The sequence below is a fragment of the Cytophaga sp. genome (assembly GCF_051961495.1).
Lineage (GTDB): Bacteria > Bacteroidota > Bacteroidia > Cytophagales > Cytophagaceae > Cytophaga.
Genome location: NZ_JBQCDF010000115.1, coordinates 1 through 13,866 on the forward strand (window position 1 = coordinate 1; position 13,866 = coordinate 13,866).

15 protein-coding genes and 1 other RNA gene are annotated in these 13,866 nt (G+C 40.9%); 6 read left to right on the forward strand and 10 right to left on the reverse strand.

Annotation, left to right across the window (positions count from 1 at the left end):
• On the reverse strand, positions 1 to 424 hold a 424-nt coding region (locus ACTHJT_RS05685; RefSeq protein WP_440237033.1), incomplete at its 3' end, for an AAA family ATPase.
• Between the two features lie 593 nt (positions 425 to 1,017).
• On the opposite strand from ACTHJT_RS05685, the gene ssrA reads away from it, so the two are divergent.
• Positions 1,018 to 1,421, forward strand: a transfer-messenger RNA (tmRNA) gene (gene ssrA, locus ACTHJT_RS05690).
• Between the two features lie 139 nt (positions 1,422 to 1,560).
• Here ssrA and ACTHJT_RS05695 read toward each other — a convergent pair.
• A complete protein-coding gene (locus ACTHJT_RS05695; RefSeq protein WP_440237034.1) occupies positions 1,561 to 2,271 on the reverse strand; it encodes a DsbA family protein in 711 nt (236 codons plus the stop codon).
• Positions 2,272 to 3,219, reverse strand: coding sequence for a manganese catalase family protein (locus tag ACTHJT_RS05700; protein ID WP_440237035.1), 948 nt, complete (start codon positions 3,217 to 3,219; stop codon positions 2,272 to 2,274).
• Between the two features lie 263 nt (positions 3,220 to 3,482).
• Between ACTHJT_RS05700 and ACTHJT_RS05705 the strand changes: the two genes are divergently transcribed.
• Together ACTHJT_RS05705 and ACTHJT_RS05710 are read left to right on the forward strand one after the other, a co-directional pair.
• Entirely contained in the window at positions 3,483 to 3,974 is a 492-nt protein-coding gene (locus ACTHJT_RS05705; RefSeq protein ID WP_440237036.1) for a CinA family protein, read from the forward strand.
• Positions 3,975 to 3,985: 11 nt separating this feature from the next.
• Positions 3,986 to 4,495 carry an inorganic diphosphatase gene (locus tag ACTHJT_RS05710; RefSeq protein ID WP_440237037.1) on the forward strand — a complete coding sequence of 170 codons (510 nt, stop codon included), beginning with the start codon at positions 3,986 to 3,988 and terminating at the stop codon, positions 4,493 to 4,495.
• A gap of 13 nt (positions 4,496 to 4,508) precedes the next feature.
• Here ACTHJT_RS05710 and ACTHJT_RS05715 read toward each other — a convergent pair whose 3' ends face one another.
• From ACTHJT_RS05715 to ACTHJT_RS05725, 3 genes are read right to left on the reverse strand one after another with little or no spacing between them, the layout of a single operon-like run.
• Positions 4,509 to 5,006, reverse strand: coding sequence for a DUF421 domain-containing protein (locus ACTHJT_RS05715; protein WP_440237038.1), 498 nt, complete (start codon positions 5,004 to 5,006; stop codon positions 4,509 to 4,511).
• A gap of 18 nt (positions 5,007 to 5,024) precedes the next feature.
• On the reverse strand, positions 5,025 to 5,681 hold the full coding sequence (locus ACTHJT_RS05720; RefSeq protein ID WP_440237039.1) for a DUF6766 family protein: 657 nt from the start codon (positions 5,679 to 5,681) through the stop codon (positions 5,025 to 5,027).
• A gap of 7 nt (positions 5,682 to 5,688) precedes the next feature.
• The gene (locus ACTHJT_RS05725; RefSeq protein ID WP_440237040.1) at positions 5,689 to 6,141 is read right to left on the reverse strand and encodes a hypothetical protein; all 453 of its coding nucleotides are present in this window, start codon (positions 6,139 to 6,141) and stop codon (positions 5,689 to 5,691) included.
• A 240-nt stretch (positions 6,142 to 6,381) separates the two neighbouring features.
• On the opposite strand from ACTHJT_RS05725, the gene ACTHJT_RS05730 reads away from it, so the two are divergent.
• Together ACTHJT_RS05730 and ACTHJT_RS05735 are read left to right on the forward strand one after the other, a co-directional pair.
• Positions 6,382 to 7,371, forward strand: a complete 990-nt coding sequence (locus tag ACTHJT_RS05730) for a DUF4421 domain-containing protein (protein ID WP_440237047.1) — start codon at positions 6,382 to 6,384, stop codon at positions 7,369 to 7,371.
• Positions 7,372 to 7,399: 28 nt separating this feature from the next.
• Positions 7,400 to 7,684 (forward strand): SemiSWEET family sugar transporter, encoded by a 285-nt coding sequence (locus ACTHJT_RS05735; RefSeq protein WP_440237041.1) that lies wholly within the window; start codon positions 7,400 to 7,402, stop codon positions 7,682 to 7,684.
• A gap of 1 nt (position 7,685) precedes the next feature.
• Here the strand turns inward: ACTHJT_RS05735 and ACTHJT_RS05740 are convergent, their stop codons facing one another.
• A complete protein-coding gene (locus ACTHJT_RS05740; RefSeq protein ID WP_440237042.1) occupies positions 7,686 to 7,988 on the reverse strand; it encodes a hypothetical protein in 303 nt (100 codons plus the stop codon).
• A 164-nt stretch (positions 7,989 to 8,152) separates the two neighbouring features.
• Between ACTHJT_RS05740 and ACTHJT_RS05745 the strand changes: the two genes are divergently transcribed.
• Positions 8,153 to 9,112 carry a TIGR03885 family FMN-dependent LLM class oxidoreductase gene (locus tag ACTHJT_RS05745; RefSeq protein ID WP_440237043.1) on the forward strand — a complete coding sequence of 320 codons (960 nt, stop codon included), beginning with the start codon at positions 8,153 to 8,155 and terminating at the stop codon, positions 9,110 to 9,112.
• 5 nt (positions 9,113 to 9,117) lie between these two features.
• On the opposite strand, the gene treZ is transcribed toward ACTHJT_RS05745, so the two are convergent.
• The 3 genes from treZ to ACTHJT_RS05760 form a co-directional block, all read right to left on the reverse strand.
• Positions 9,118 to 10,953, reverse strand: a complete 1,836-nt coding sequence (gene treZ, locus ACTHJT_RS05750; protein WP_440237044.1) for a malto-oligosyltrehalose trehalohydrolase — start codon at positions 10,951 to 10,953, stop codon at positions 9,118 to 9,120.
• 14 nt (positions 10,954 to 10,967) lie between these two features.
• Positions 10,968 to 12,572, reverse strand: coding sequence for an alpha-amylase family glycosyl hydrolase (locus tag ACTHJT_RS05755; protein ID WP_440237045.1), 1,605 nt, complete (start codon positions 12,570 to 12,572; stop codon positions 10,968 to 10,970).
• A 28-nt stretch (positions 12,573 to 12,600) separates the two neighbouring features.
• The coding region (locus tag ACTHJT_RS05760) for a glycogen debranching protein (protein ID WP_440237046.1) at positions 12,601 to 13,866 on the reverse strand (1,266 nt) is incomplete at its 5' end.

A 13,866-nucleotide genomic window follows, 5' to 3' on the forward strand; every position in this document is an offset into this window, starting at 1 on the left:
GGAATGCATTGAATGCAGCTGTAGACAACATATGAACCTCATCTATGATATAGATCTTATATTTTCCGTATTGCGGAGGATAGCGCACCTGTTCAACCAGGTTACGGATATCGTCTACCGAGTTGTTGGATGCAGCATCAAGTTCCTGAATATTGAACGAGGCATTGTTGTTAAAACTCTTGCAGGATTCGCATTCGTCGCAGGCTTCAATATCCGCTGTAATATTGGTACAGTTGATGGTTTTTGCCAGAATACGCGCATTGGTGGTTTTACCAACACCTCTTGGACCGCAGAATAAAAATGCCTGCGCTAAGTGATTGTTTTTAATTGCATTTTTTAGCGTTGTCGTAATATGACCTTGTCCAACAACGCTGTCAAACGTAGCCGGTCTGTATTTACGTGCCGAAACAATGAAATTATCCATACTGCTAATTTACGAATAAGTACATAAACGGGCATGAAAAGTTGTACACAGAATCGTTTAAAAGTGGATTTAGTCTGCGTAACCTATTCAGATTCATGAAAGTAGAAGAATGGGAGTGGATGTATAAAAGCAGTGTATAATCTGGTGTGAGGGTAGGATACCGCAGCGTATACCGGGGGCGTTCCATGCTGTTGGTATGAGAGTGGTATAGGATTACCATGGTATTGGCGGGGCTCAACTACGGGTGAACTACGGGTGAACTGCGGGCAAACTACGGCTGAACTGCGGGTGAAGGTGGTGGAATAATAAAAAATCCCGGAGTGTTTCAGGCAGGGAACTTTAACCGGCAGTAAAGATACTGATTTATGGGGACTTATTCAGTAAAAACCTGCATGTATGTCAAATAACTTTTTGTGGAATTTGTGTTCAAGACATCAGCGTTTTATTGACCACCTAAATGCGTATAACTGTTAGTTGCAGTGAAACTGACTAACTGTATACTGACAACTGATTACTTGTTTCCAAAACTTCGAACTTAAAATATAAAACATCTGTTAAAATAATCGTACATTTATATCCCTTAAACACGAAATGGGGTCGACAGGAATTGACAGGTTGAGTGATTACGTGTGTAAGCATGCAGGCTCATGGGATGAGAGCCTTAAAAGATAGTTCTAAACAATAATTGGCGAAGAATCTTACGCCATGGCTGCTTAATTACGAACTGAGTTTGTAATAACGAGCGTCAAGTGGAGCTGTTAAGAACAGCACCCGGCCACATCTCGCGCCGCTTTTGTTTTGCGGGCGGTGAACTGAGATGTCGAACAGCAGGACTAGGGAAGTAGAAGTTGCGGCTACTTCGCGAAATTAAGTAACTAAGGTTATAGTTGGTTGCCGGTGACCTGCTACAGCCCGAAAATGAACAGTCGGCTAAGCATGTAGAAGATACGATAGTGGCCTTCTCTGGACGAGAGTTCGAATCTCTCCGACTCCACAAAAAAACAAAACCTCAATCAGGAAGCTGGTTGAGGTTTTGTTTTTTGTATGTAATAGACTCTGGTTACCTGTCATAGTTTGCATGGTGATGATCTATTATTGATTCATGCTTACAAGCGTTTATTTTTTTAATAGATAATTTATTCTGCTGTAACTTTTAAATCCGGACATATCGTATAAACTGCTTCAAGCAATACATCATAAGGCCTGTAGCCTGCGATCAATATTCCTTTGCCTCCATAAGACATTGTAATTGTCGGAAAGCGGGAGATCTGATGGTATCTTACTTTTTGCAGATCTTCCCGGAAGGCCTGAATGCTTTTTTCTCCATTGAATTCTTTCGCAAACTGTTCGGCATTGAACACTTGAGGTGATTCTGCTGCCGTTTCCTGGGCTATTGCAAGCAATGTTTCATGCTTACTTATATTGCTGCCGTGTATCATGACAGCCTCCCGGACTTTTCGCAGGTATATTCTTTCTGCATCAGCAGATTGCAATGCAGCTGTTTTCACTGCGATACAGGCAGGGTATGAAGAAGCCGGCGGATCAATGATCCAGATCAGATCATTGATCGGGACTCCTGTAGTATGCTTTACTTCCATCCATACAGGGCCCATTTGTACAGGTTTCGAGACATTGTTTAAGGGGTCGCAGAAAATTTTCCAGTCTGCAATGAGTCCGCCCATGATATACCGGATATTCAACGAGCCTTTAAATTCCAGCTGCAGTTTCTGCCAGCTTTCTTCAAATGCCCAGCTCCAGCAGCAAAGCGGATCGGTATAATAATTTACATCAATCTTTTTCGCTGTATGGTTATCAGCGGTGGGTTGATCTTGCTGTGCGCCGGTCATTTATTTCTGTTCCTCTGTTAAAAACGTTGACCATTGATTTTCTGCTGGCGGAGAAACTTCTTTTACTTCGCTACTTCTGATCGCGCTTAATTTTTTGTCGGCTTCCTGCATAGATTCAAGTGTACGTTTGGTTCCTTTGGGCTCAAGGTCCAGCAGTCCATTCGTTTCTATAACCTGTTTCAATGGATCTTCAATGTACTGCCAGGTTTCTCCAAGTCCCGGGCTTACACCTTCGTTCCATGGGCCACGGAAATCATTGCCACTTGATAAATTATAATATGTGTTGCTGTAACGAGGGTCGCTTTGCAATACAGCGGGCGGAAAGTTTGGTTCAATGGTTTTAAGTGCAGCCTGGAACATCTGGAAGTGTGCTACTTCACGTGTCATAAGAAAACCCAGTGTTTCTTTTACATAAGGGTCATCCGTCAGTTTCATGAGATATTCATATACGATTTTTGCTCTTGATTCTGCTGCAATGTTGGAACGCAAATCTACTGTCAGATCGCCCATGGCATTTACGTAAGCGCCCGACCAGGGTATTCCGTTACTATCTGTTACTAAAGGTCCGCCGCCACTGGTTACAAGAAAGTGCGGGTTTGTCATCGCTTCATGAATGAACGATTCTTTTTTTGTTTTTCCATCCAGCAACTGCATGATTTCATCTGTACCGGCAGCATCTTTTAATTCGCCATTAACACCTGTAAGAAGCATTTGAATCGTTGCTCCTACAATTTCAAGGTGACTGAATTCTTCTGTTGCAATATCCATCAGCATGTCGTATTTATCCGGGTAGGGATCTTTTGCTCCGAATGCCTGAACGAAATATTGCATCGCAGCTTTTAATTCTCCATTGCCACCGCCAAACTGCTCAAGTAATAATTTTGCGAAACGCGGATCTGGCTTAGATACACGTGCATTGAATTGAAGTTCTTTTACATGGTAAAACATAGCTTTATTATTTAGTTGAATGATTGCATTAGTTTTACATAGTTATATAAATAAAAAATTACAAGTGTTGTTTTAAAAATCGAAATAATTATAGTTTTTCATTCTTTTTATTTGTGATTAAGATGAATTGATAATAAACAAAAGATAAGTAGTACTGCACCTTGTTGTTTAATATCATGTTTATATAATAAATACTAAATTTTATGTAAGCTTTCAAGCATCTGTATGCAGTATTATCGCATAAATAATTTTGCATATAAGTTATGTTTGATGAAAAGTTAATTGCTACTATTAAAGCAACATTAGTGGAACATGAAGAGACGATCGCAGTTGCGGAAAGTGTTACTTCAGGTCTTTTGCAATCGGCTTTTGCGAGTGCAGAAAATGCCTCGCTTTTTTTTCAGGGCGGGATCACAACGTATAATCTTGGGCAGAAAGCCCGGCATTTGAACGTTGAGCCGATTCATGCATTAACGAACAATTGTGTTTCAGAAAAAATTGCGGAACAAATGGCGCTTAATGTATCTGTCATGTTTCACAGCGACTGGGGGATTGCTGTGACTGGTTATGCTTCTCCTGTTCCGGAGTCGGGAAATAAACTGTTTGCTTATTATTCAATTGTATTTAAAAATGAAATATTAAAAACTGCAAGACTGGAGCCTGAAAAAATGGAGCCCGAAGAAGTTCAGCGTTTCTATATCGAGGAAATCTTAAAACAGTTTCATAAAATAATTGTAAAGGAATCTGAAAAATAATCCGGAAAATCATGAATTTGAAAACGTTAAAAGTACATAAAAATGAAATTGTGCATGTGGTGATTGAGACGCCTCAGTATTCAGCCAATAAATATGCGTACGATCCCGACCTGAAAATATTTAAACTGAAGAAAACATTGCCTCTTGGCTATGAATTTCCATTTGATTTTGGCTTCATACCAAATACCGTTTGCGAGGACGGCGATCCGCTGGATGTGCTGGTATTAATTGAGGGGCAAACGTATCCGGGATGTCTTGTTTCGGCACGACTGGTAGGGATACTGGAAGCTACGCAGACAGAAAAAAATAAGGCCATACGTAACGATCGGTTAATAGCTGTTTCAACAGAGTCGCAGCTCTATGCAGACATTACAGATCTCAAAGAGCTTAATAAAAATATTCTGACTCAGATTGAAAAGTTTTTTATCGATTATAATAAACATGAAGGTAAGGTTTTTAAACCGTTAAGATGGGGCGGCGTAAAGGCTGCGATTAAGAAAATAAAGGATTGTAAGGAATAAGTTTTCTTATAAATCAGGAAGATTGTTTTTTTATGGTGCTGATTTCTCCGTTACGTTCCATATAAACTTTGTCGATTCGTTCAAGGTGATCTGTTAATGCAGACTTTCTGACTGCCTGCATAATATCTTCCTGGCATACCAGCGCGCGTTTCATATTCTTTTCAATAAACCGGCCATTTTCAAATAATAAGATTTTACTTCCTTCCACAAATTTCCCTACAGAAGTATTTTTTATCTTGATCCATCCTAAAAAACGGTGAATGATTACAAGCACCAGGCAGGCGGTTACGATAGGTATGAAAGGTGAGGCACCAACTACAGCACGACTTAAAATGGCGCCCAATAAAATGCTGATGATGTTATCAAGCGGTGTTTTTATTCCGAATGAACGCCTGCCTGATATCCGGATCAGTACTAATGCTATTATGAAAATGACAATTGCCCTGCAGCTCATCTGCAGTGGAGAAAGTTCTTTTCCTGTCCCGAAAATTTCTATAAATATATCTTCCATTTCTTTATGATTAGTTCGTTACTCACCGGTTTCGCTGTTAGGTGCATCAACAGGTTTTGATTGCGAAGACCCTTGTTGTCTTAAAAAAACAGATAAAGAAATAATGGCAAAGACGGATAGAAATTCACTTTGCCAGTTCTGAAAAGATTCAAACCAGAATTTAGAACTGCTTATATATTGAGCTGCAGTTTCTGTGGGCTTATGCTTTTCTATGCGCTGTTCATTTTCATCTTTCAGGCTGCCGTAGAAATGCAGCGCAAATGAAATAAGGAATAATAAAGATAAAGCAATTGTTAAAGAATGCTTATAGATACTCAGGATCCATCCTCCGGCTTTAACCGGCCAGGGCACGTGCCTGTGCAGTCTGGAAGGTTCTCTGTCAACTGCTTCCTTTTTATCAAACGCCTTTGATTCTGACGATCCTTTTTGTCTGAGGAAAATAGTTAATACCACAAATAAAGCCATCTGCAGGAATTCGCTTTCCCAGTTTTCAAATGTGGCTTCAATAAAATGGCCGGAAGAAAGATACTCACTGTAGTTAACGGATGTACGACCTGCTTCAGCCCGTTCTGTATTATATTCTTTATGTCCCGCAAAAAATTGCCCGGTAATGGAAATGAGGAATAACAAAATAAAGGCAATAGATAATCCATTTTCGGTAAATATCTTTTTCATAAACTTTCTACTCTTCTTTAATTTTTTCAGTGTACTTATAGGATACCGCAGCTGCTATGCCGAAGAATATATGAGCCAGCAACAAATGTTTATAATAAGAATGGTAATCCTTCATTGGAGGCTTCGGGTGCATGGCTATTGTTGCGCGCCATATTGCTATTCCTGCCAGGCCGCTTAACGCGCCCATCACAGCTCCGGATTTTATACTTGGCTTGATAGATGTTTTCTCCCAGATCTGATCATAGATCGCTGTAAATGCAGTGCCTGCTGTAAAATGCAATGCCCAGCCTGCCAGGTCTGCCTGTTTATCTTTTATGTCCGGAAGAACCCGCTGGATCAGTTCACTGAGAATTTCCGGTTCTTTAAAATTCCTGTGCCTGGTTTCAGAAATCAGATAACTGAAAAGACTCATCAGACTGGTTCCGCCAATAGCTGACGAAAGGGTTTTTGCAATATCCATAGCTCTAAAGATTAAGTTATTCAAATGTAGAGATCAGTGTGTGCAGTATGTTTCAAAAAAAACAGTATTTGTTTTATGTTTTCCATGTAAGCACTTAGAGCTGAAATTCTTTTTGTAACTTCTTTATATGATTTAATTTTATTTAATATGCGTTACTTATTTATTATTATGTATTTGATGATGGCTTCACTGTATACGCGGGTTCATGCACAGGCTACTAAGACAAAAAAAATAAAAGCAATGCCGGATACAAATTTTGTAATGTCATATCCACAGTATATCAGTCTGGGTATTTATACAGCATCACCATTGATGCAGATTGTTGTTGATCCGGTAAATGATTCTTACGACAAATACAGAAGTGATTTCAGAGGGAATTTCTCAGACCTGCTTGGTTTTACTTTGGCCTATAAATCTATTTATATTCATTACGCATTTAAAACACCTTTCGGTCCTGAGGAAGATTCCCGTAAAGGCAGGTCCGCGAGCACAGGTATAACCTTGCGTGTGCGTAAGCCCCGTATTACGCTTGCTGCTGAGTATCGAAGATATGAAGGATACTATGATAACAATGCACCCACTTATGTTCCCTGGGATACCGGAAGCTATTATTATGTACGGCCGGATGTGAATTATAAAAACATAGGTGTGAACGGCATCTATAATTTTTCCTGGCGGAAATTTTCATATAATGCACCACTCACTTATAATGAACGGCAACTGAAAAGCCGGATAGGTTTTTTGTTGAAAGGCGGAATTAATTATACGACAATCTATTCTTCTGACTCCACTATTTTGTCAAGCGTACAGACACTACAGTTTGAATCCTTTGATGATATTAAGTCTATTCACGCACTCCTGCTTAAAGCAGGGACAGGTGCAGGGGTGAATATTGTTATCTTCAAACGGTTTTATTTTGCATTGAATTATTTCATCATGGCAAATTTTATTGAATATCAATATGACACGCAGTCTGGTGTACACAGCTCCTGGCGAAGCAATGCCAATTTGTATACAGAAACCACAACTGCCTTTGGTTATAATTCCCAGCGCTTATTTGCTGGTGTAAGTTTTAACGGTGATATTAATATTATGCGGGTAAAAGGCGCCAGTATTAAAACAAATTTCGCGAGTGTTTCTGTAAGTCTGGGGTACCGGTTCAATGCGCCACATTTTCTGGAAAAAGGATGGCGAAAAGCCACTCGCAAATTAGATGGTATTAAAAATTAAATCTTATTTATATTTAAACCTTACTGTTATGGACATAGCTGTTATTATTGGTGTTTTGGCAAGTATCTGCACAACACTCTCGTTGTTGCCTCAATTGATTAAAATGATCCGGACGACCAAAGCGGGAGATGTATCTTATTTAATGCTGGCTGTTCTTTTTGTCGGTGGAATCCTTTGGGTTGTATATGGTGTTTTGCGTAACGACCCGGTTATTATTGTATCTAATTGTGTGTCGACAGTAATTAATATTGTAAGCAGTTATTTCAGTATCCGGTATCGGCCACGGGATCGTAAATTAACGGAATTAGCATGAATTAAAGCAGTTCAATGGGTGAGGAGCGTATGATGATTTCGGATTGTTTGAAAAGCTGCTCTAATTTTACTTTATAGGTAGTCCAAAAAGCGTTATTGACTTCATTGACCATTACTTCAATTAAAATGATTTCGTCATGGACGGTATTTTTTGCTGTTTCTTTCCATAAACCCTTTGCAGGTGTGCGTATGTAGGATGTGACGCCTCCAAAATGATACGTGAGATCTTCTTCTACAGCATTGAATAATTCTTCGCTGAATGATTGCCCTTCATTATACGTGAGCGGTAATAATAGCTGGATCAAATGCATTGATTATTAGTTAAGGTATTAATAAAATTATGCTGTTTTATTATTCTCCTGTTTAAATAAAAAAAATATGTGTTGTATGTTTTCCATTTGCCATGTTTTATCTGGAATGTATTTGTTAATTTTTAAATAAGGAGAACAGATCAATTTGGGTTAATTATATGTTACATATTTCTTATCATGCTTCACATGAACAATTCAGTCCGTCAGATTTGCTGAAATACGTAAAGCTGGCTGAGCAGGCTGGCTTTACTGCCTGTCATTCATCGGATCATTTTCATCCCTGGAGTAAGCGACAGGGGCAAAGCGGTTTTGCATTCAGTTGGCTGGGAGCGGCCATGGAGGGAACACGCTTCCCATTCAGTATTGTTACTGCTCCCGGACAGCGCTATCATCCAGCCATTGTAGCGCAGGCTATTGCCACATTAACGGAGATGTATCCTGAAAGACTTGAAGTTGCACTGGGTAGCGGAGAAGCCTTGAACGAACATATTACCGGAACACCATGGCCTCACAAGCAAGCTCGTAATCAACGGTTGCTCGAATGTGCAGATGTGATCAGACGATTACTGAAAGGTGAAACGGTAAATCATTTTGGTCTGGTGAAAGTACATGAAGCAAAGCTTTATACCCTTCCAGAAAAGGCTCCCGGACTTATGTGTGCAGCGCTATCAGCTGAAACTGCTCAATGGGCGGGAAATTGGGCTGATGGATTATTGACCATATATCAGGAAGAGAAAGAAATGTACAAAGTTATTGAGGCATTCCGGAATCATGGCGGAACGGGTAAACCAGTGCATATACAAATGGCATTTTCATACGCGCGTGATGAGAAAGTTGCCAGAGAGCATGCTTATCATCAATGGCGTTCAAATAGTATCTCTAAAGATAAACTTGATGATCTTTACACGGTTGAACATTTTGATGCAGCTTCAGAGGATGTCACAGAAGAAGACGTAATTTTAAAAATTCCCGTGGCGTCCAGCACTCAGTTTTTTATTGATTTGATATCCCCGATAAAAACTCTGGGGGTTGATAATATCATCCTGCATAATGTAAATACCTTGCAGGATGATTTTATCAATGATTTCGGACAGGCTGTTTTACCTTCCTTACGATGAATTTGTTATTTATAACGTCCATATAGCAATGCACTTAAAGCAGGTATTGTTATTTCATCACCAGGTTCATGTGTATGAATCAGGTCTTCGCATTTTTCGCCATCGTGCAGAGGATCTGTAGAGTCAAGCAGCTTACACCATATAAAACCATAATCCGGTAATACATAAGAGTGAACCTTTTCCGAAAAATTAAAAAATATGATTATATGGTTAAATGCATGGTCATCCTTGCGATATATAATCAACACATCTTCTGCAATCAGTTGTGTACGGATATTATTTTTGTTGAAGTTTTTTAGAATGGTATTTTTTTTTCGTAATGATATGAGTTTTTTATACCACTCATGCATGACCCTATATTTCCCTTTGCGACGTTGTTCATGGTCAAGTATACAATCACGGAACGTTTCTTCGGCAATCGGATTGGGCATTTCACCTGTATTATTTACTTTGCTGAATTCTTCCTTTCTTACTTTACTGATTATTTTTGCCTGCTCTTCGTTGGCATAATCCACGAAAAAAAAGAATGGCCGGTCGCTTGCATATTCTTCTCCCATAAATAGCATAGGTACATATGGCGCTAACAATAATGCTGCAGCAGCAAGTTTAAGACGATCAAAATCCAGCAAACGGCTTAATGTTTCGCCGCCGACACGGTTGCCGCATTGGTCATGATTATTGATGAATGCTACAAACTTGTCTCCCGGAATACCAGCGCTGGAGGCTCCATACCTGCGTTTGCGGAATTCTACATATTCACCGCTATGTACAAACCCATCCGTGTATGCTTTTGCAAGCTGCTCCAGGCGACCAAAGTCCTTATATCGAATGTTGTCTTTAGGGTTCAGCAACACATATATAGCATGGTGAAAATCATCGAGCCATTGTGCATCAAATCCATAACCACCGTTTTCAGGATTTTTCAACACACGAGGACTATTCAGATCACTTTCAGCAATCATATATAAATGCTTTCCGAGCTGCTGCTGTAATGCATGGATCTTTTCATGCATCAATTGCCATACAGATACAGCACCATTATCGAATATCGTATGCATGGCATCAAGGCGGAGGGCATCTATGTGATAGTGAGTGAACCAATGTAACGGATTGTCTGAAAAATAATCACGGACTCCGTCAGACCATTCTCCGTCGAGGTTTATGGCATCGCCCCACGGGCAATGATACCTGTCTGTAAAATAAGGTCCGTATTCGGAAAAAAAATCACCGCCGGGCCCTAAATGATTGTATACAACGTCAAGGATAACAGCAATGCCCTTCTGATGACAGGCATCTACAAATTTCTTTAATCCCTCCGGCCCTCCATACGAATGTTGTACGGCATATGGATATAAAACATCGTAGCCCCAGTTACGCGTGCCAGGGAATTGTGCTACAGGCATCAATTCAACAGCATTAATACCAGTAGCAACTAAATTATCTAATAAGGGAATTGCTGATTCAAATGTGCTGCCGGAACTGAATGTTCCGATATGCAGTTCATAAATAACGAGGTCTTTAAACGGAATTCCTTTCCATAAATGATCGTTCCATAGATAAGTCTGGTGGTCAACAATCTCACTGGGGCCGTTAGAACCTTCCGGCTGAAAGTGAGAAGCAGGGTCGGGTAAGTCTTTCTTTCCATCCGGCATGAAATAATATCTGCTACCAGGTTCTATATCCGACACCTCCAGAATAAAGTTTCCGTCCTTTTGTTTCTTCATTTCCAGCGTCTGTTCTTCAGGATGTGTAATGTGCAAGACCATGCGTTCTCTTAGCGGCGCCCATACGGTAAAGCGGCAGCGCGATTCACCGGAATAATAATGTATGCCTGTATTCATAGGGGTAAAAATTATCAGTTTTCTAAGCGAATAATAACACCTTCGTCTCCATATAATGCGATGGCGTAATGCATGGATTGCCCCACCAAATCAGGTGAAGAAGACAATACAATTGTACCGTTGTAAATTTCGTGCGGAGATTTAAAATAACATGGTTTGTGTGTGAAGTTCAGAATAACCAGAAAGCGGTCATTTCCTTCTGCATGGCGTATATAGGCAATCATCTGCTGGTCTGTATATACAGGGATATAATGTCCGTATAACAAGGAAGCTTCGGACTGCCGTAACGCAATCAGTTCCTTATATAAACTCAACATTGAAGTTTTGTCCATTCGTTCGGATTCAACGTTGTGACTTCTGTAATTCCTGTGTAATCGCAACCACGGCTTTGCAGTAGTGAAGCCGCTATTTACTGAGTTGTCCCACTGCATAGGCGTACGCGCAGGGTCGCGGCTCAGGTTTTTATCCGGCATATTTAATCCCTGTGGATCCAATACTTCTTCGAAGGGGATAGGCACATCGCGCATGCCCAGTTCTTCGCCATAATAAATTGTAGGAGTACCGCGCAGTGTTAGCAGCAACATGGCTGCTATCCGGGCCTGGTCTTTACCGATGCGGCTTGCAATCCGTACCTGGTCGTGATTACCAAGAACCCAGTTGGGCCAGCCTTCAGCCGGTAAGGAACCTTCATATTCTGTAATGGCCAGGGCGATTTTGCGTACGTCCCATTGCAGCATTAATAATTGAAAATTGAAAGGCAAGTGTGCGCCTTTGCTATCTGATGTTCCATAATACGATATCAGTTTATTAATGGGGAGATATATTTCTCCGATCATCATTCGTTCGGAGTATGTATCCATCAGTTGGCGCATTTTATTTACAATGGCATGCACTTCCGGCTGGTCGGTTGAATAAACCTGAAAGACCATGTCGCAGGTAGGCATGTGGTTCTGGTAGTCCGGATTTACTGGATTGTCACGGAACTGCTCATCTTTGATCATATGCCACATAACATCAATCCGGAAACCATCTACACCTTTATTGAGCCAGAAGCGCATCATGTTCAGCATGGCTTCCTGTACTTCGGGATTACGCCAGTTCAGGTCAGGTTGCTCTTTTAAAAATGCATGATAATAATATTGTTCGGTCTGCGCATCCCATTCCCACGCGCTACCGCCGAAGGCGGCCATCCAGTTGTTCGGCACACTTCCGCCTTCACGCGCATCTTTCCATATATACCAGTTTCGTTTAGGATTGTCGCGTGATGAGCGTGATTCGATGAACCATGGATGGCGGTCGGATGTATGATTGGGAACCAGGTCAAGAATGAGCTTCATTTCTCTCTTATGAATCTCTTTTATGAGTGCATCGAAATCATTCATGTTTCCAAACACAGGTGCAATGTCTTCATAATCTGAAATGTCGTATCCAAAGTCAGCCATAGGCGAGGGATATATAGGCGAAATCCAGATGATTTTAATCCCCAGTTCCTGCAGGTAATCCAGGCGATTCATAATACCCTGCAAGTCACCAACGCCATCATTGTTACTGTCCTGAAAAGAACGCGGGTAAATCTGATAAATAATTTCTTTCTGCCACCAGAGGTATTTTTCTTCCATTCTTTTTTAGCTTATTTGTATATACATATTATGCACTTTCATAATTCAAGGTAGCAACGTGCGTTAACCCGTTATTGCTTTGTATATTGTCGTGCTTGAGCACAACGATTGAGTGGCCTTCCACATGCAGTGTGTCATTAGGTTTATACTGCTCTTTGTTTTCGTTCGCAACGTTTTGTGAAGTGTCCAGCACTTTCGTCCAGTCAGATGCAAAACTGTCATCCGGAAGTTTAAAGTCAATTGCATCGTTAGAAGCATTGAATACTACATAAAAGGTGCCGTCTACTAATTTTTCTCCCGTAGGACTTACCAGCTGAATGGATTTTCCATTCATGTAAATTGCCAGTGATTTCGCATAGTGCTCATTCCAATGTTCATCCGCCATTTCATTTCCGTCAGCAAGGAACCATGCGATGTCAGCGACTCCCAGGCCTTTAATTGGTTTTCCCTGGAACCAATGTTTACGGGAAAAAGTGGGGTGTTCTTTACGCAACCGGATCATGTTCTTTGTAAATGCAGCCAACTCCTGATCACCTTTTTGCCAGTCAATCCATGAAAGTTCATTGTCCTGGCAATAGGCATTGTTATTGCCTTGCTGTGTCCGGCCCATTTCGTCACCCGCCTGCAGCATGGGTACACCTTGTGAAAGTAATACAGAAGCAAGTAAATTTCGCTGCTGGCGTTTCCGCAGCTGGATAATCGATTGATCATCCGTAGGCCCTTCCGCGCCACAGTTCCATGATATATTCTGATCCAGTCCGTCGCGGTTTTCTTCTCCATTGGCCTGATTATGTTTTTCATTGTATGAAACCAGGTCAAGCAATGTGAAACCATCATGTGCGGTTATAAAATTAATGCTGGCTGTTGGTGTTCTGTAATCATTGAGATAAAGATCCGGACTTCCGGTATATCGCAAGCCGAATTCAGCAAGTGTGCTCTCTTCACCTTTCCAGAACCTGCGCATGTGATCCCTGAACATCCCGTTCCATTCCGCCCAGCCAGGTGGAAATTTACCGACCTGGTAGCCATCATCTCCTATATCCCAGGGTTCAGCAATAAGCTTCACCTGAGAAATTACCGGATCCTGGAAGACAATGTCAAAGAAGGCGCTTAGTTTATTCACTTCCTTTAATTCCCGGGCAAGTGTAGCAGCGAGATCAAAACGGAATCCATCAATCTGCATATCTATGATCCAATAGCGCAAACTATCCATGATCAGGCGCAGGGCATTCGGCAAATTGGCATTTAATGTATTGCCGGTGCCTGTGTAATCAACATAATATCTTTTGTTCTC